At 38.6% G+C, this 19033-nt stretch carries 18 protein-coding genes; 7 read left to right on the top strand and 11 right to left on the bottom strand.

The window, feature by feature from the left end; translation table 11 throughout:
• Positions 1 to 13: 13 nt before the first annotated feature.
• The 8 genes from ilvE to QF028_RS22480 all read right to left on the bottom strand — a co-directional run bounded on the left by ilvE (position 14) and on the right by QF028_RS22480 (position 5939).
• Entirely contained in the window at positions 14 to 922 is a 909-nt protein-coding gene (gene ilvE, locus QF028_RS22515) for a branched-chain-amino-acid transaminase (protein WP_429469003.1), read from the bottom strand.
• A 410-nt stretch (positions 923 to 1332) separates the two neighbouring features.
• On the bottom strand, positions 1333 to 2064 hold the full coding sequence (locus QF028_RS22510; RefSeq protein ID WP_429469000.1) for an exonuclease domain-containing protein: 732 nt from the start codon (positions 2062 to 2064) through the stop codon (positions 1333 to 1335).
• 1 nt (position 2065) lies between these two features.
• Complete coding sequence (locus QF028_RS22505) at positions 2066 to 3022, bottom strand: DUF294 nucleotidyltransferase-like domain-containing protein (RefSeq protein ID WP_429468997.1); 957 nt, start codon at positions 3020 to 3022, stop codon at positions 2066 to 2068.
• A gap of 76 nt (positions 3023 to 3098) precedes the next feature.
• Entirely contained in the window at positions 3099 to 4358 is a 1260-nt protein-coding gene (locus QF028_RS22500) for an ammonium transporter (protein ID WP_429468994.1), read from the bottom strand.
• 214 nt (positions 4359 to 4572) lie between these two features.
• On the bottom strand, positions 4573 to 4899 hold the full coding sequence (locus QF028_RS22495; RefSeq protein ID WP_098930184.1) for a MerR family transcriptional regulator: 327 nt from the start codon (positions 4897 to 4899) through the stop codon (positions 4573 to 4575).
• A gap of 144 nt (positions 4900 to 5043) precedes the next feature.
• The gene (locus QF028_RS22490) at positions 5044 to 5196 is read right to left on the bottom strand and encodes a Fur-regulated basic protein FbpA (protein ID WP_429472463.1); all 153 of its coding nucleotides are present in this window, start codon (positions 5194 to 5196) and stop codon (positions 5044 to 5046) included.
• A 37-nt stretch (positions 5197 to 5233) separates the two neighbouring features.
• Complete coding sequence (locus QF028_RS22485) at positions 5234 to 5371, bottom strand: hypothetical protein (protein ID WP_215002829.1); 138 nt, start codon at positions 5369 to 5371, stop codon at positions 5234 to 5236.
• A gap of 184 nt (positions 5372 to 5555) precedes the next feature.
• The gene (locus QF028_RS22480) at positions 5556 to 5939 is read right to left on the bottom strand and encodes a hypothetical protein (RefSeq protein WP_429468990.1); all 384 of its coding nucleotides are present in this window, start codon (positions 5937 to 5939) and stop codon (positions 5556 to 5558) included.
• 319 nt (positions 5940 to 6258) lie between these two features.
• On the opposite strand from QF028_RS22480, the gene QF028_RS22475 reads away from it, so the two are divergent.
• From QF028_RS22475 to QF028_RS22465, 3 genes are all read left to right on the top strand, one after another.
• A complete protein-coding gene (locus QF028_RS22475; protein ID WP_429468987.1) occupies positions 6259 to 7080 on the top strand; it encodes a basic amino acid ABC transporter substrate-binding protein in 822 nt (273 codons plus the stop codon).
• 99 nt (positions 7081 to 7179) lie between these two features.
• Complete coding sequence (locus QF028_RS22470) at positions 7180 to 7836, top strand: amino acid ABC transporter permease (RefSeq protein WP_215002834.1); 657 nt, start codon at positions 7180 to 7182, stop codon at positions 7834 to 7836.
• Positions 7833 to 8555 carry an amino acid ABC transporter ATP-binding protein gene (locus QF028_RS22465; protein ID WP_429468984.1) on the top strand — a complete coding sequence of 241 codons (723 nt, stop codon included), beginning with the start codon at positions 7833 to 7835 and terminating at the stop codon, positions 8553 to 8555. Before QF028_RS22470 ends, QF028_RS22465 begins: the two co-directional genes overlap by 4 nt.
• Before the next feature lie 30 nt (positions 8556 to 8585).
• Here the strand turns inward: QF028_RS22465 and QF028_RS22460 are convergent, their stop codons facing one another.
• The gene (locus tag QF028_RS22460; protein WP_429468981.1) at positions 8586 to 8852 is read right to left on the bottom strand and encodes a zinc ribbon domain-containing protein; all 267 of its coding nucleotides are present in this window, start codon (positions 8850 to 8852) and stop codon (positions 8586 to 8588) included.
• Between the two features lie 17 nt (positions 8853 to 8869).
• Positions 8870 to 9376, bottom strand: a complete 507-nt coding sequence (locus QF028_RS22455) for a hypothetical protein (protein WP_429468979.1) — start codon at positions 9374 to 9376, stop codon at positions 8870 to 8872.
• 204 nt (positions 9377 to 9580) lie between these two features.
• On the opposite strand from QF028_RS22455, the gene QF028_RS22450 reads away from it, so the two are divergent.
• The 4 genes from QF028_RS22450 to QF028_RS22435 all read left to right on the top strand — a co-directional run bounded on the left by QF028_RS22450 (position 9581) and on the right by QF028_RS22435 (position 17455).
• Complete coding sequence (locus tag QF028_RS22450) at positions 9581 to 11077, top strand: RNA-guided endonuclease InsQ/TnpB family protein (RefSeq protein WP_429468977.1); 1497 nt, start codon at positions 9581 to 9583, stop codon at positions 11075 to 11077.
• Positions 11078 to 11295: 218 nt separating this feature from the next.
• Positions 11296 to 12975 carry an acyl-CoA dehydrogenase family protein gene (locus QF028_RS22445; protein ID WP_429468974.1) on the top strand — a complete coding sequence of 560 codons (1680 nt, stop codon included), beginning with the start codon at positions 11296 to 11298 and terminating at the stop codon, positions 12973 to 12975.
• A gap of 387 nt (positions 12976 to 13362) precedes the next feature.
• Positions 13363 to 16116: a dynamin family protein gene (locus QF028_RS22440; RefSeq protein WP_429468971.1), complete on the top strand. Its 2754-nt coding sequence runs from the start codon at positions 13363 to 13365 to the stop codon at positions 16114 to 16116.
• Between the two features lie 112 nt (positions 16117 to 16228).
• Positions 16229 to 17455, top strand: coding sequence for an RtcB family protein (locus tag QF028_RS22435; protein WP_429468968.1), 1227 nt, complete (start codon positions 16229 to 16231; stop codon positions 17453 to 17455).
• Between the two features lie 418 nt (positions 17456 to 17873).
• Here QF028_RS22435 and QF028_RS22430 read toward each other — a convergent pair whose 3' ends face one another.
• Positions 17874 to 18830, bottom strand: coding sequence for a D-2-hydroxyacid dehydrogenase (locus QF028_RS22430; protein WP_429468965.1), 957 nt, complete (start codon positions 18828 to 18830; stop codon positions 17874 to 17876).
• Between the last annotated feature and the right edge of the window lie 203 nt (positions 18831 to 19033).

Genomic DNA, 19033 nt, shown 5'->3' with positions numbered 1-19033 from the left:
ATTAATTTAGCTCCTAACTGACGATTGCATGGTTTGAACCTGTTGGGTTACAAGCCACTCCGTCTGTTGTTACAATTTTCCTAAATTCTTCTAATAGAACTTTAGTAACTTCACCAGGTTTTCCATCACTAATTTTACGGCCATCCACATCAATAACTGCAATTACTTCTACAGCTGTTCCGGTTAAGAACACTTCATCAGCCACATAGACATCATGTCTTGTGAATGGTGATTCACGGACATCCAAACCCTTGGCTCTTGCAATATCTAGGATAGCGTTGCGGGTAATTCCTTCTAACGCCCCCAAATAAACAGGCGGGGTATAGATGGTACCATTTTTTACAATAAAGATATTGTCAGCTGAGCCTTCAGTAACATAACCTTGATCATTAAGCATTAATGCTTCCTCAACACCAGCTTGATTGGCCTCTAATTTTACTAGAATATTATTTAAATAATTAAGTGATTTAATCTGTGGGCTTAGTACATCTGGGCGATTCCTTCGACTCGCAACAGATGCAATTTTAATTCCACGTTCGTAATACTCTTTAGGGTACATGCTAAGTTCTTCAGCAATAATAATGACGCTTGGTTTCGAGCAGGAAGAAGGGTCTAGGCCGAGATTCCCTTTTCCACGGGAAACAACGACACGAATATAGGCGCTTTCTAGCTGATTTTTTCTAATTGTCTCGATGATTAATTGAGTCATTTCCTCCTGTGTGTATGGAATATTCAGCATAATGGATTGTGCTGATTCATACAGTCTTTTCAGGTGAGCATCAAGTCTAAAGACGTTTCCGCTATAAACGCGTATGCCTTCAAACACACCATCACCATATAAAAAACCATGATCGAAAACTGAAACTACAGCATCTTCTTTCTTGACGAACTCGCCGCCAAGGAAAATCCATTGACTCCCCAACCTAACCACTCCTCTTTTATGATAGAACGCTTTAAATGATTAAACAAATTTTTTAAAAAGAATTGCCATACCCATCTCCAAATGGTGAGGAGCTATGGCAGTTATTGAATAGATGATTATTTTCGATAATCATACAACCAATCGAAAACATGGTCAATATAAAAATCTGACAATTCAAATAAATCAAAAAAGTTGATAGCGTTTACATTATTGTCCTGATAAGGAAAACAGCGAAAAAAATTTTTTTGAAATTTTTTTATTTTAAGGTTATTTTGTCCGAGAAATGGATTAAAACTGGGGGGATATTCAGAGGTAAGTAAGATGGAGGTGTTGTAAAGTCGATTGTATTTCAAACTTTAAATTTTTAATTCTTAACAAAAGAACACTAGTTTAAAATAGTGTTCTTAAGCTCAAAGCTTTGCAAGATGTTCATACACTTCTCGTAAATTACTATATCCGTTTTTTTGAGCTATTTTTAAATAGCTAGCCCAAATTTGCGCTGTCATGATGGCATCGCCAAGTGCATGGTGGCGATCTTTTATGGTAATCCCACATTTATGGCAGACTTCTTCAAGTGGTAATGATTTCATAGAGGAGTCGGATAGGCGAATTAAGAAAGACGTATCGATGATTCGATATTCAAATCGAGTCTTTAACAGATCCCATGTCATTTTTTGCATAAAGGACTTTTCGTGTTTAGAGTGGTGTGCAACAAGGATATGGCTTTGTGCATACTTAAAAAATTGAATTAAGACATCTCTGGCATCAGGAGCCTCACGCAATTGATCCTCATGAATATTTGTTAAAGTTGAAATTTCTACGGAAAGAGGAAGGTTTGATTTTACAAGGGAATAAAAAGTATGATTGTCCTCGATATGCTGACCGATCATTTTTACTGCTCCAATTGATAGGACACGATCTCCCTTTTCTGGATAAAACCCAGTGGTTTCCAAATCAAATACAACGACTTCTAATTCGTTAAGCGGGGTATCTAAGTTGTTTTTTACTTTCATTTCTTTCTGGAGCTGCCGGATGAACGAGAGCTGTTGTGGATTACTTTGTCCCTGAATTCCAGCATAAATATTAGAACTAAGCTTGCCGGAAATTAGCCTAAAGTATTGTGCTAAATCATTCATTTTCATGTTATCCCTCCTTTTCTATTAATTTTCTTACGGATTGATGAAGTGTTACACCATTTTTAATGATGTCTTTTATTTCATTTTTTTGCTCTTTTGTTAGGATATCGACCGGTAAATAGTGACCAGAATCATAGTCTGTATGACTGGCAAATAGAAGACGATAGTTTAACAGTTTTAAAAACATAGCTGTATATAAATCCTTGTCATGTAACTGTAGTTTGTCGAGCCTAGATAGGGTAGAGGTCTCCTGTAGATTTTCTTTCACTGCCAATAGACGAGCCGCATTCACATATGGAAAGAGGGCAGTCTCCTTTATATTTAGAGATCCAGTATGAACCCCATGTGTCTCTACTAATAGCTGACCTAATACGCCAATTCCTTTTTTGAAATGAAGAGTATTGTTTGACATTCTTGACAGAAGATGTTCTTTTTGAACGGTTTGATAAACAAAGGTCTTTAGTTGTTCCAAGAGTTGATGCTTTCCATAAAAAGAACGTCCATCAATAAAAATGAGTAGATACCGTAACGATTCCCAAGATGCATCTAGTGCCAAGTTTTTTATTTGTTTCTCCCATTCGGAATGTGATTTACACCAGAACGGATTGCCTGACATGACACCGCCATCGCAATAAGGATACCCAACTTGATAAAGACCTTTTGAAATTTCCTTACCTAATGACAAAAAATAAGCTTTTGCTTCCGCAGTAGGATCGAGATAAACAATTCCATGGTCTTGGTCACTCCATACAGATTGTTCGAAACGTCCGGCACTCCCCATCACAAAGAAAGAAAAGGGAGACGGTGGTGGGCCATATCGAGCAAGAACCTCTTTTAGTGATGTCTCCAATACCTGTTTAATCATGTTGTCATGAAGTTCGTTTAATTTAAAGTGATCTCTTGTAGCAGCCTTCATGTGAAGTTTTCTATATTCTGCAATTGCTGAGTAGGTATTATCATTCATATTTTTCACCTCCTCTTAAAAAATCTAGAAAGTGTGCAACCCCTAAATAGGAGTTGCACACTTTCTAGATTAATATTTATAGAGCCTTTGTTTGTTCTGTCTTAAGCAATTCTGGATAACCATAGCTTCCGTGCTCGCTAATATCTAAGCCCATAATCTCTTCTTCTTCTGTGACACGCAAGCCATTCATTGCTTTTTTAATAATGGCAAGCAAGATAAAGGATGCGACCAAGGCGAAGGCACCAGAGGCGATAACGCCTAATGCTTGAACCCCGAGCTGATGGAAGCCGCCACCATAAAATAATCCAGGTTTTCCGACCGTGGCTAATTCTTTTGTTGCAAAGAAACCAGTCGATAACGTTCCCCAGACACCAGCCGTACCATGTACAGATAGTGCTGCGATTGGATCATCAATTCCTTTTTTCTCAAAGAAGCTAATACTATAAAATACAAGAATACCAGAGATAAAACCAATCAGGACAGCGGCCCAAGTATCAACAAATGCACAAGAAGCAGTAATCGCTACGAGGCCTGCTAATGCACCATTTAACATCATTGGAACATCTGCCTTACCCAACACGATCCAGGAGATAATCATTGCGGCAACAGTACCAGCAGCAGCACCAAGGTTTGTGTTTAATGCGACAAAGCCAAAGAAACCTTTGTCCACGGATAATGTACTGCCCGCGTTAAATCCGAACCATCCAACCCATAAGAGTAAAACACTTAGTGCTGTAAATACTTGGTTATGACCAGCTAGATTATTGGCGGAACCATCTTTATTAAATTTTCCGATACGTGGTTTTAATAGAATCGTAGCTGCCAATGCCGCCATAGCACCAGTTAAGTGAACAACGGTTGAACCGGCGAAGTCTTGTTGACCAATCTCTGCTAACCAGCCGCCGCCCCAAATCCAGTGAGCGATTGGAGGATAAACAATAACAGAAAATAATACAGCGAATACGAGATAGACACCTAATTTTGCTCGTTCAGCAAACCCGCCAAATGCAATCGTTAAGGAAATACCTGCAAAAGCTAATTGGAATAAAAAGAAAACAGAACCAGAAAGTGATAAACTATCGATATCATAGCCTGAATATAAGAAGTCAGAAAGGCCTATAAGTGCATTTCCTTTTCCGAAAATTAATCCAAATCCAACTGCCCAAAATACAATTGAGCTAATACTAAATGTGAGAATGGTTTTACCAGCAATATGTCCTGCATTTTTCATTCGGGTGGAACCTGTTTCTAACAGGATGAACCCGCCGATCATTAAAATGACAAGTATCGCTCCTAGCATTACCCAAAGACTGTTCATTAAGAATAAAGTATCCATTTTTTCTCCCCCTTTTAAATGATGTTAGTTTTCTTAACATTCGGTATGTTAGTATTCTTACATGATTCCGAATTATTTTCTATAAATTTGGAAGATAATCTAACATGGTTTTTAATAATGAGGCATAACCCCAGCTTTTTGTCTGAACGGAGGGAGAAGAGTGCGATAAAAAATCCCATTCTCTATAGAAGGAATGGGATTGAAGGTTAGCTCCTTACTTTTTCCGTATACCAAATTGGGCGTTTAATTGCCCTTGAATCATCTTTCTGCGTACATCTTCTTGGTTGTGTTTCTTTTGTTCACGAAGCATTTCTTTCCTAATATCATGTGTTTGAATTCCGTCTTCAATTTTATTGGCAATATCCATCAATAGTTCAACATCTGAAAATGAAAATTTGCGGCTTCCTCCAGCAGACCTTTCAGGGAAAATAAGCTTTCGTTCTTCGTAATATCGTATTTGTCGTTCGGAGAGACCGGTGAGGTCCCGAACAATTCCAATTGTAATCACTTTTTTATCTTTATATGATATGTCTTTTCCCATTTTTGCCTCTCACCACACCCTATTGTTTCAATATTTAATCAATTTGTTAATTTAATATATTATATGTTAGATTTTCTTACATTGGACTGGGTATTCAAACCATTTTACTTGTTTTTCAGAAGAAATTTCTATGGAGTGCATTCGTCATGATTTTGTTGGGGAAAATATTTTTTTGTATAGGCTTTCCAGTTCATTGAAGGTAAGAGAGTAAAGCTCATGGTCAGAAGAATAAGACATGCCTGAGTCTAACAACTTCTTAATATAAAACTGCCTAAGGCGTTCGAGTCCTTTACGCAAATGAGTGGCCAACTTTCATCACCCCTTCAAACTGAAATTAATAATTTTGAAGTCTTCTTAAAAGTTCATTCGCCTGAGATCCCATTGTTTTCATGAGTTCTTCATACAACTCATCTCTTAATTTATCTAATTGAAGGATTCTTTCAGCTAGTTTAATATCAATTTTTCGATACATTGAAATCTTCCTTTCTTTCTTGTTTATAATGAAAAGTTAACTGAATTTTTGGTTCTTGTCAGTGGTTTTGTTAGATAAACTGACAGGAATTTTAAATCGTCATCTAAGATTGGGTAAAAGAATCTGACGATGTATATTTGGAAGCAAAAAGAACCGGGCGCATGCCCGGTCCTTAAAGTTTCTCTTAGTATTCGCCATCAAATGGTGTGAATGGGAAATTAAATCTTCTTTCAACTGCACGAAGGCGTTGATTCACGCGTTGGAGTCTACGGTCGATTTGGGCTACTTGGCGTTGTAGTTGATTGATCTCCCTTTCTTGACGCTCATTCGCCCTCTCCAGTTGATTCAGTCTGCGCTCAACCTGCTGTGGCTGCCTTGCTGGGTCATATTGTTCAGGTTGAAGATAGGGATTAAATGGCTCTGCTGGAGCATAGGGATTCATTTGTTCTTGTTGATCATAGGGAATAAATTGTTCTGGTTGACCATAGTAATTCATTTGTTCTGGTTGTACATAGGCATTATAATCAACCGGCATTTGTGGCATTTGATAATAACCATACGGATTCATTGGGCATCTCTCCTTATGTGGTAAGTACCCTATAGATTATGTAGGTGTATAGGAGGTGTATCGGCGAATGCCCATGAAAAAGTCATCTCAAGAAAAAGAATATGCAATGTAAAAAGGAGGATATCCAGGAGTAATAGATGGAAATAAAAGAAGTTATTATTCTACGATGCTAAACACTTCAGGTTATTACAGTATTAATATAGTAAAATATTTAAAATATTGAATATAAAGTCAAAACAGGGTATAATCATGTATATTCGGAATATTATCAATTCTTACAATAATTACTTTTATAAAAAAACATTGGAGGTCTGAACAAATGAAGAAATTTAAACTATTTTCAACTGTATTAATGGCAGCACTACTCTTGGTTCTTTCAGCTTGTGGAACGAGTAAGAGTACAAGCACAACAACTGGGGGAGACGGGGAAAAGAAGACATTGCGTGTGGTAACAGATGCCGCCTATGCACCGTTTGAATACCAGGATAAAGGGGAAGTTGTCGGTTTTGATATCGATTTTATCAATGCAGTGGCAAAAGAAGCTGGTTATAAAATTAAGGTGGAGCATGTTGGCTGGGATCCAATTTTTGTTGAATTAGATAAGAAAATCGCTGACATTGGACTTTCCGCCATCACCATCAACGATGAAAGAAAACAAACCTATGATTTTTCAGTACCTTACTTTTTATCAACCAATAAAATCTTAGTTCCAAAAGATAGTGATATTAAGAGTGCAGCAGATTTAAAGAATAATAAAACGGTAGCCGTTCAAAATGCAACAACTGGACAAGAAGCAGTTGAAGGTCTTTTAGGCAAAAATAGCGATAAAATCAAAAAGTTTGAAAATAATAACCTAGCAATCTTAGAACTAAAAAGCGGCGGAGCAGATGCTGTAGTTGCTGATAACACAGTTATCGAGCAATATGCAAAAAACAACCCGAAAGATAATTTTGTTGTCATTGAAGATTCAGGTGCTTTTGCTAAGGAATTTTACGGATTAATGTTTCCAAAGGGAAGCAAGATTAAAGCAGACTTTGATAAAGCTGTAAAAGCGGTTATTGATAACGGAACGTATGCAGATGTATACAAGAAGTGGTTTAAAGTAGAACCAGATACCCAGATCTTAAAGGATCAGCAGTAATATTGCTTATTAAATTGCGTAACTCTTACTTAGCAGTTACGCAATTTTTGCTAGTTAGATTCGATAATTAGCTTGTTGTTTAATAGGGGGATTTAAAGTATGGATTTTCGTTGGGATATTTTAGTTGAATATGCTCCTTTTTTTCTTAAAGGAACAATATTAACCATTGGGCTTTCAATCGCAAGCATTTTGATTGGTACCATTCTTGGCTTATTCATCGGATTAGGGAAAATAATGAAAAATAAGCTCCTCGCCTGGCCTTTTACCATTTACATTACCTTTTTTCGAGGTACACCATTACTTGTTCAAATATTATTAATCCATTTTGCAGTCGTACCCCTTTTTCTTGGAAAAACAAGTCCTATTTTAGCTGCAATTCTTACACTATCATTAAACGCTGCGGCATATATCGCTGAAATCTTCCGCGCGGGAATTCAATCGATTGATCGGGGCCAGATGGAGGCAGCTCGTTCTTTAGGGATGAATCATGTACAAGCTATGCGGTATATCATCCTCCCGCAATCCTTTAAACGAATGATTCCACCGCTTGGAAATGAATTTATCGTCTTAATAAAAGAGTCATCGCTGGCGGCTCTAATTGCAGCCCCTGAACTTATGTATTGGGGACGAGCCATGCAGGGACAGTATTTCCGAGTCTGGGAACCGTATCTTGCGGCCGCAGTTATTTATCTTGTGTTAACACTTTCCTTAAGCTTCCTGTTAAATCTTCTTGAAAGGAGGTTGGCAACCGAATGATTCAGGTAAAGAATTTAAAAAAATCCTTTGGCAAAAACGAAGTCCTCAAGGACATCAATGTTACAGTCAAGAATCAAGAAGTAGTCGTGGTAATTGGACCTTCGGGTTCCGGAAAATCAACATTTCTTCGCTGCATAAATATGCTTGAAACGATTACCGGTGGTCATGTCTTAATTGAAGGAATCGATTTGACGGACAAAAAAACAGATATCAATAAAGTACGTACAGAAGTGGGAATGGTTTTTCAGCAATTCAATCTTTTTCCGCATAAAAAAGTGATTGAAAATATTATGCTTGCACCAATGAAAGTAAGAAATATTCCAAAGGAAAAAGCGAGAGCTAAGGGTTTGGAACTTTTACGGAAAGTTGGATTAGAGGATAAGGCAGATGCCTATCCCGATTCTTTATCAGGTGGGCAAAAGCAGCGGGTTGCGATTGCAAGGGCGCTAGCAATGGAGCCGAAAATCATGCTTTTTGATGAACCAACGTCTGCACTCGACCCTGAAATGGTTGGCGAGGTACTTGAGGTTATGAAGGACCTAGCTAAAGAAGGAATGACGATGGTGGTTGTGACACATGAAATGGGCTTTGCCAAAGAAGTTGGCGATCGGGTTATATTTATGGATGGCGGATTGATTGTCGAAGAAAATGTTCCGAAAGAATTATTTGATCATCCTAAGGAAGAACGGACACAGGCGTTTTTAAGTAAGGTTTTATAACGAAAAGGGAGGCTCAAAGCCTCCTTTTTGTTATTTCCTCGAATGCCATCTTTCCAGCTTCGAAATGTTTCTTGTAAACATCCCCGCAATAAACTTCGGCATCCCGAATTCTACAATCTTTTGTTTTACTCTTTCTTTCATTTCGTCAACTGTAATATGAGGTAATGTGAATTCTCCGTTCAAATAGCAGTGGCTGCAGTACTTGGTGCTCTTCTTTCCGTCCTTTTCCGTTCCGCCCCCAAGCTCATCTTTTGCTAACGGCATTCCACAGCTTTGACAGTTTTTATAGGTGGTCATTTCTATTACTCCATTCTTTATTCAAAGTCAAAAACATCCACAATCCGGTCCGCTTTTAGCCGGTTTTGACACAGTTTAAATAATTGTCCCAAAAATACATCAACCTCAAGTAATGTAGAAGGCAGTTTGATTTGAACGGTTGTTGAACCAAACATTTGTTTAAAATAGGCTTTTCTTTGGTCATTTTTTCCATCCCGTTTAAATGGTTTGTATCCCCAGACAATATGAGGCACCCCATCAATTTCTTGGATTTGTCGTATCTCTGCGCAGGTTGTGGAGCGATCATGTGCATAAATGACTAAATAATAGTTGTCATTACGATGCCAATCAATGAATAAAAAATAATAACCCGTATCGCTATCTGGCCTGGTTACCTCATATGCTGCTATCGTTGGTTTTCCATTAGTCCATTGATGAAACTTTTGGAGGCTTCCACCCGTAATTTCAAGTTTTTTAATCTCATAGGTCGATGAATTAGAGGATTCGATACTGTTAGCTAAAAATATAGCTTGTTCCTTTTCCAACTTAGATTTCCCCTTTATGTATTTGAACCAATTATCAAAAAGCAGCGTAAAACCCCCTAGCTTTAGATATGGGGATATAAGCTGTATTTTTGTTCGTTTTTTTAGGATAATGCAAGTAATTTTACTATACATTTTTTGAAATTCTTTGGTATAATGAGAATATAAATATAGAACACTTGTTCCTTTTGGAGAGGGGTGAATGATTTGTATCGATCTTATAAAATACAAATTCAGCCGGAACATGAATTGTTCGACTACTGTGACTCACTCTGTTTTAAAGCGAAAAACTTGTACAATATCACCAACTACTATATTAGACAGGTTTACACAGCTTTAAACAAAGAAACAAGAAATGAAAATCAACTTCAAGTTCTAACAGATATTCAAGACCATTTACCTCAAATGAATAAAATTCGTCTAAAAAGTTTTGAGAGAGCCAAATCTAGGCCTAAAAAAGTCGATAAAAATGGCCATGTTTTGGAGCCAATACCAAATCTATTTAAAATGCCCCATCCAAAGAAAGCATTCCTTCCCTATACCTTTGTAGAAGCACTGTTTAAAGTGATGAAACAAACCGATTACCTTTCTATGCCCTCACAGTCCAATCAACAAACCATGAAAAAGGTATATGATGATTGGAAAAGTTTCTTCGAAGCCTCTAAGAAATATAAAACCATGCCTACTAGCTTTTCAGGAAAGCCAAGGATTCCTAAGTATAAACCGAAGAATGGACGTACGACTTCTTATTTAACCAATCAAATTACCAAAATTAAAAATGGAAATGTGCTTTCATTACCAGGTACTCCTCTTACATTAAAACTGGGAAAAATCGCACATATAGATGGTAAACTACAACAAGTGCGGATTGTCCCGACTTATGGCCGGTATGTAATGGAAGTCGTTTTTAAAAGTGAAGATGAAAAAGAGATCAAACAATCAGAAAAACAATTAAATGAATGGATATTTGAGCCGAAACGAGTAATGGGTATTGATTTGGGCGTAGATAACCTGGCAACTATCATCGATAACACGGGGCTAAAGCCTCTGCTTATCAAGGGCAAATGGTTAAAATCGATCAATCAATATTATAACAAATTAAGAGCGAAATACATGAGTATCCTTCGAAATGGAAAAGGACCAAAGGAAGGGAAGTTTAACAGCACAAGATTAACTTCATTAGACCGAAAAAGAAACAATCGAGTCATGGATTTTTTACATAAGGCCAGCGCAAAAGTGGTGGAGATTGCGAAAGAAAGAACCATAGATACGATCATCATTGGAAAAAATAAGGGTTGGAAGATGGAGGTTGATATGCAAAAGACTACAAAACAAACCTTCATACAAATCCCATATGCCACTTTCATAGGAATGATTCGATACAAAGCAGAGCGACATGGAATTCAAGTCATTGTTCGAGAAGAAAGCTATACCTCCAAGTCTAGTTTCTTGAATCATGACCCGATTCCAACTTACGGGGAAGAGCACCAAACTATTTTTAGCGGGTATAGAAGCAGTCGAGCTTTTTACAAAATCAAAGGTTCTAAGATTTTGATCCATGCCGATGTGAATGGAGCTTTTAATATTGTCCGGAAACATACCAATGATGTCTTCGAAGGACTGGAGAGAAAACAGTTCCTCCAATCCCCACGAAAAATAATCATCATTAAGAAAAGAAAGGCAAAGCTGAAGGCTTCGGTCTGATGTAGTAGCGGGACTTGTGGTAGCCCTCGCAAAGACAATGCGGCTTTAAAGCCTATTCTTTCGAAACCCCTAGCTTCAGCTATGGGGATACTCATACTTTGAAAGTGGATGAAAAAGAAAGAATGTCCAAATTTAACTTAAACTTATATTTAACTGAATTAGAAAGTGGTATAATTTATTTATTGACTATTCTGAAAAATAAACCAGGAGGTTATTTGATGAATTTTTACAAAGATGATTTGCAGTTTCAATCCTTGCTTAAAGAGTTACTCGATCAACCCTTTTTTGAATATGCAGACAAGGAGTTAACTGTCTTTGGTGAGAAATGTGCAACTGCTATCGATGATCGGGCAAGGTTTACGGACCGGGAAGGACAGCCGCGCTTAAACAAATATGATGCCTATGGTGAAGATATTTCTGAAGTATGGGTGAACGAGGGCTACAGAAGAACCGTTGAAGAAACTTACAATACTGGAATAGTTGGTTATGTTCATAAAGAAATTCCAGGACTCGGGGAAAAAGGAAATTACATATATTCTTATGCACAAGGGTATCTTCTCTCGCAAACAGAGCCTGGATTTTACTGTCCAGTCACATTGTCGATGGCTACTGCTTATTTACTTAACCAATATGCTTCGAAAGAAATGAAGGAGCAATTTTTGCCGCATGTCCTCTCAACAGGTGAAGTTCCACACTATGAGGGTGCGACATTTTTAACAGAGCGTCAAGGAGGCTCCGATGTCGGTGCGAATGAGATGAAGGCTGTTGAAGAAGGAGATCATTTCAAACTTTATGGAGAAAAGTATTTTGCCTCCAATGCCGGTATGTGCGGGGTCGCTATGGTTTTAGCGCGGAAAGAAGGTGCACCATCAGGAACGAAGGGACTGACTTTATTTGCGGTTCCCTGGCGAAACCAGGACGGAACACTTAATGGAATTCGTATTCGCCGTTTAAAAGATAAACTCGGTGTCAGGGCAGTCCCTTCTGCTGAGGTTGAATTTGATGGCGCAGATGCCTTTGTTGTGGGCGATCCAGCTAAAGGTTTTTACTATATGATGGAAGCTCTAAATCTATCAAGAGTCTGCAATGCCGTTGCCTCATTAGGAATTATGAGAAGAGCTTATTATGAAGCAAAGGAATATGCTTTAAAAAGGGATGCGTTCGGAAGTAAGCTCGCAAACTATCCAATGGTCAAGGACACGCTGACAAGGCTAGCTGTAAAGCTGGAAATTGAAACACGCACCGTTTTTACCTATCTTCCTTTATTTGAGCGCGTTATGAATAATCAAGCAAGTCAAAAGGAGGCCATTCTCAATCGTCTCTACATCGCCCTTTTGAAAAAAGAAACGGCAGAACAAGCGATTCGTTATGCACATGAAGCGATTGAAATGCACGGCGGGAATGGTTATATCGAAGACTTCGTTACTCCAAGACTATTGCGGGACGCCCAAGTCCTGACTGTCTGGGAAGGAACGGCCAATATTCTCGGATTAGAGGTTCTGCGTTTAATCGAGAAGTATAAAGCAGAGGAACTGTTTTTAGAAGAGATGAGTCAACGCTTACGGGGAGTTGCCCATTTGCCATCCGAATGGACTTATTTGGTTGAAAATAAATTAATTCAATTGCAGAACCTATCAAAATCATTACGTAGGGCATCCGCAGATCATAAAACCTTTCACTCGAAAAAGGCGGCTGAACTTATGGTGAAAATTCTTGAGAGTATTGTCGCGCTTGAACAGGCAGCAAGCGGTGACCGCCGTGCCCTCATGGTAATGGAGGTATTTTTAGAGGAGACGTGGAAGTCTTCTTACTTGTTCAATGAAGAAATGAGGACAGTCGAATACTTTTCGGAAATTGTTTTGAATTCGAAGAGTGAGAAACCTTTATCAGTCAGATAAGTGAACTCTATGAAGCTTGCCATTTCATGGTGGGCTTATTTTTTAGTTTGATTTGAAAATAAGAGTTCATTTTACGTCTAATAATCAACCTATTTCCAATAATATCCAGTGAATGTCGTAAGCTTCGTAAAATATGTAATAAGAGTCTGAAAAAATGTAGTAAGTTTCGAAAAATTTGTAATAAGTTCTGTAAAATATGTAGTAAGTGTCATTAATTATTTTTCTTTGTCTCCAAAATGAAATACAAATGACATCCTTTTAAAAAATTGCTCTGGTAGAATCGTATAATTAGGACTTATAATCAGAAAATCCGTCGAATAGTATATAGAATAATTAGGCCTCTTTTCCATATGAATGACAGAGAGTGGTGTAATTGGAGGGAAAGATATGACATTAGAGACGCAATTAAAACAGAAAACGTATTATGAAATGTTCATTAATGAACATGAAAATATTCATCCGATCCAGGTGCTTGGTGAACTGTTTCAGGAGGAAGCGCTAAAGGACCTGCCTGATTTATCGTCTATTCGCTTTGCGCAGGGGGAAGTGTACTTCCATCATAAAGATTATGAGGCTGCCATTTTTAAATGGGAGAATATAATCAATGAACTTGAACCCTGGGCAAAGAAAAATACTGCGGATGCATATTATGAGTTAGGTTTATTATCGACTGCTGAAGACCTTTATTGTGCAATTCAAACCAATAATCTCACCCTAAATACGGAAGTGGCCTTACAGTTATTTTCGTTGTATATAGAGCGAGATAAGCTCGACTTGGCCTTGTCGGTGATTAAAAAAACAATTGCTGCAAACCCAGATTATCCGAACGTAACGGAAATCGCTCGTTCTTTTTTTGAAGAGCAGCAGGATTGGAATCATGCGATTGAACTAGCAGTAAACGAGGCAAAACGGACGGAATCATTAGACTGGTACGATATGATTATTACCTATGTGGAAAATGGTGTGGCTAGAAGTCATGCGCCGAGTTATTTTTCACAGGCTTTACTTGAAGTGTTTAGTCTGAATAAACAAAAATTTGAGAAGCTTATTTCCGCCCTTTGGGACAGCTATAAGAATGAAGAATCGTATTTTACTTGGATAAGAGAAATGAACCATTTGTTATTAAACCTTGAAATCAGTCGGGATAGAAACTTATCTGTACTTTCAGGCCTCCATAAGGAAGCATTTTTCAACTTAATTGATGGAAGGTATTTCATTAAAAGTCTGCAGGATTTTATTCCAGACTTCCTGACAAATTGGTTACGACTTGCCGATCGTAAAGATACCGTGCTTGCAGCAGCTGCCGTGCTCTCATGGAATGAGCTTTTTCCAGCAAGCATAAGTATGTCTATCGTTAGTGAGGCTGAAAAACTGATCAGCATTACGGAAACTGATATGGATGAATTAGAGGAGTGCCTGACACTATTTGATGCTATTACGAATTGGGCCCAATCAAATGAGATGGGCGAGAATAATCGAGTAAAATGGATTGTCGAGCAATTAGTCGATTTTGACAAACAACATCTATTAATTACCGGGTTAAGCGGAAGTGGAAAATCGACTTTTGTTAATTTGGTTCTTGGAGAGGATTTACAGGACAGCCCAACCTCTTCTGTGGTCATGTTTAAAGATTCAGCTGAAGAAGAAATCATAGAAATTACTGATCGAGAGAAGACTCGTTTATCTGGTTTTTCTGATTTTCAAGAACGAATGGACCGACGCCGTAATGCGTTGGAATCTATGATTGAATTTAGGCGGCCGAACGCCTTTTTACAGGAAAATAAGGTCGCTTTAATTGATACCCCTGGCCTAAAAGGAAACTATAATGATTCCTATGAAGTATTGAAGAATCTGCAATTGGCAGATACCGTCCTCTTTGTGCTCGATGCAAATGCACCGTTTACGGAAAAAGAAAGATCAGTGCTTGCAAAGATTCAAGAGTTAGCTCCTGATATTCCAGTTCATTTTCTACTGAGTAAGACCGATACGCTTGTAAATGAGCAGGAAGCGATAAGAGTTTTCGATGAAACTAGGGCGAGGATTCAATCCTATTTACCGGATGCTTTCGTGTTTGCTTTTTCATCGCAATATGAAAGCAGTCAGCAGCTTAAGGACTTAAAAGAGTTTATCCAATCCATTAAAAATATGAGAAACATTGAAGATAAGCGGTTGGCAAAGCTGTTGTTCTATATTCGGACCACGATTGCCAGCCTTATGCAAAAACGGATCGATGTTGAAAATCAATTGGTAGAATCCGTGCGTTGGAATGAAGAAATGCTCCAGAAGTTAACGGGGGCCGTAAATCAACTGAAGGATACGGAGACCCAAAAAACAAAAGCAGTGGTGCAGTCCTACCGTGCCATCAAAGCTTTAATTGAAAAGGATATATCAGAGTCTGTTCCAAAGATGCTTCAAGAGTGTTCCTCTTTCATTAAAGAAGACAGTAATTTTAGCAAGATTCACGTAGAACTTAATGATGAGATGAACAAGAGACTGGAAGTGTACCTAGATCAGACGGTCATGCCAAAATATTACCGCTTGCTCCAAGAATGGATCGAGGGAAGCAAAGAGGAGTTCGTGCAAGGTCAGGAGTTCTTGAATGAAATAGGTGAAGGCTTTAATCACATGTATGGGGAAGAACGCCTCAGCCTTGATTGCGATTTTAAAGTGCTCGATGATTGGCACCGTGATACTGACCGGATGACAAGTCGCTTCCAGTTGGAAACTGTCAATATTCTGCTGCGCAGAACCCCGTCTCAATTTTTATTAAAAAGCGCTGGTAAGCTGTTTGGTGCCATGACACAAAATAAAGCACTGCTTTTTAACAAATACAAATCATTTGTAGAAAATGAGGAGTATATCGAAGCAATTTCTGCCGTCAAGCAACAGTTTTTCCAGCAATTTGAGCTGTTTGAAAAATCACTGGAGCGAGATGTTATCCTATTTTTCAAGAGTCCATTGAATCTGTTAAATCGTTCAGTGGAGGAAGCAAGATTAGGAATCCAGACAAACCAAGAAATGCTTACGAATATGAATACCAATCCAGAAATGTTCCGCGATCCGTTGACATTGTTTGAAGTTAGATTGCGTCAGTTTGAGTGGATGACGGTGGCAGGAAAAGGTATGCAAACCGTCTATTAATATTTGGAAAAGGAAGGTGTCCGAGGCATCTTCCTTTTTTATGAAATTGCGTTGCTCAAATGTCAAAAAAATGGTAGCATATGGGTAATCTGTTTTGAAGGAGGGGAAACGAATGATTAAAGTAACGGGTGCACAAACAGAGGCTTGTGTTTTTTCGAACTATCCTCAGGAAACAGCCCTAGAGCAAATCCAAGAGCTATGTAATCAAGCTTTTTTAAAGGATGCAAAGATTAGTATTATGCCAGACTATCACGCCGGTAAAGGTTGTGTGATTGGAACAACCATTCAGCTAAAGGATAAGGTCGTCCCCAATCTAGTGGGTGTAGATGTCGGCTGCGGCGTGTTAACCGTCAAACTTCAGGATCAAAAAATTGATTTTAATAAACTTGATCAAGTGATCCGTACGTATGTCCCAAGTGGGCAGGAGCTTCATACAGAGGAGACAGTCAGGTTTATTAATACTAGTTTTCCCGCCATTCAAGAATTTGAAGCAGATCACATATTGAGTGAAAATAGAAGCCTGTATAGCTTAGGTACACTAGGCGGAGGGAACCATTTTATTGAGGTCTCAGTTGATACCAATGGCTATCACTATTTAACCATACACACTGGCAGCCGCTATGTTGGGGCGAAGATTGCCACCTACTACCAAAAGGTAGCTATCTCAAAACTTCGTCAGCAGGATTTAACTGATATCATTGACCAGTTAAAGGCGGAAGGACGTCAAAAAGAAATCGAAGCAATGATTAAAAGCTATAAAGAAAAGAATCCCGTTATTCCGAATGATTTAGCGTATTTGGAAGGCGAGGATTTTCATAACTATATGCATGATATGAAGTTAGCTCAAGCATTTGCAAAAGCTAACCGCGAAGAAATTGCAAGAGCGATCACGGAAAATATGGGACTTGAGGAGCAGGACCGCTTCGATACGGTACACAATTATATTGACACGGAGAACCTGATTTTACGAAAAGGGGCCGTGTCCGCGCAAAAAGGCGAACGTCTTATTATTCCGATTAATATGAGAGACGGGTCGATTCTAGCAGTCGGTAAAGGGAACGATGAATGGAATTATTCTGCTCCGCATGGTGCGGGTCGCGTATTGAGCCGCACGAAAGCAATGAAAACTCTCAATATGGACGATTTTCATAAAACAATGGAGGGCGTGTGGACGACGTCTGTTTCGGAAGAAACATTAGATGAAGCGCCAATGGCCTATAAGTCAATGAATGAAATTTTAGAAAAGGTAGAAGAAACTGTTGAGATTGCAGGTTTCATTAAACCGGTTTATAACTTTAAAGCCAGTGAAAAGTTCACACCTGGAAGATTTAAAAAATGATAGATTTGGGAGAGAGAGACTGTAATAATAGTCTCTCTCAGGCTGTCGAGAAACTTTCGGCAGCCTCTTATTTTCTACAATAACTTTAACGATTCACCGCGTTAATTCATTATAATATTATTATTATATAGGCTTTGCAACATGTCTGTTGATTTGCGCTCCAGGCACTTCGCTTTCCGCGGGCGTGCCGGGGAGCCTCCTCGGCGCTGAAGCGCCTGCGGGGTCTCCCCTGCCCCGTACTCCCGCAGGAGTCTGCGTGCCTTCCGCGGAAATCAACAGGCCCATTAGCAGGTACAATGAATAATTAAATGCTGAGAATAAAAAATTGCCGAGAAAAATACCCTTTCTCGACAATCTGAGAGAGACTGTAATAATAGGCTCTCTATTTTCTTTTTTCAATAATTTCTGTACTCCTGTATTAATAACCTTTTGAAAAATTAACAAGATTAATCGATGGGATATTACTAGAAAGATATTCTTTTAAATTAGGGATCAAGATGTTTTCAATGACCCGCTGATTATAGTGATCGGTTGACCCAGATGTGTGGGGGGTGATGATTACATTTTCCATCTCCCATAACGGACTTTCCGGACTCAACGGTTCTGTTTCAAACACATCGAGTCCTGCTCCCGCGATTATTCCTTCCTTTAATGCCTGGATAAGGTCAGCTTCCACGACAATCTCCCCACGGCCGATATTCATAAAGAATGCGGACGTCTTCATTTGCTTAAATTGTTCTGCGCCAAACATTTGATTCGTTTCCTTTGTGAGCGGTAATGTTACCACAACATAATCACATTTTGGGAGCAGCTGATCTAATTGGTCTGGAGTATACATTTCATCCACATAGTCCTCTGGCTTTCCAGAGTGCCTGACACCAAGGACGTGCATGCCAAATGCTTTAGCGATTTTCGCTGTTTCTTTCCCAATGGTACCGACGCCGATAATTCCAATCGTTTTTTCATGTATTTCTAGTCCCATATGGGCATGATGCCAGGTTTTCTTCTGTTGGTTTTTAACGTAGGTATGGATTTTCCGCGTTAAGCCAAGCATTAATGCGAAGATAGTTTCAGAAATCGGATAAGCATGGACGCCATTGGCGCTAGTCAGGTAAATGTTTCTAGAATTTAGTTCTTCAAGCGGCAGGTAATCAACACCGGCACTCCAAGATTGGAGCCACTTCAGCTTGGAATATGGAGCGAGGCAGTATTCTTCTATCCCATTGTGCCAGCCAGCGATGATTTCCGCGTCCTTTAGATGCTCTTGCCAAATATTTTTATCCTTGCCTACAATCAATTCCCAATCAGGAATCATCGCATTGATTTGTGTTATGTAATCTTGATCAATATTACGGGTGATAACCATTTTTTTCATAAGTGGGGATTCCTCCAATTTAACAATGTTTTCTTTATTTAATGATAACGGAAATCAAAAAAATTGATAAGGTTTTTGTTTACTAGTCGGACACTAATCCGAAGAAACCAACAAATTTTATAAAACTATCTGATATCCAAATATTCTTTTTCCATCTTCTGTGCTATTATTTAGAAATACGAAGTAAATATAAGTAAGCGGAT

This window comes from Neobacillus sp. B4I6 (assembly GCF_050434045.1).
Classification (GTDB): domain Bacteria; phylum Bacillota; class Bacilli; order Bacillales; family Cytobacillaceae; genus Neobacillus.
This window is presented reverse-complemented; position numbering and strand designations above follow the sequence as displayed.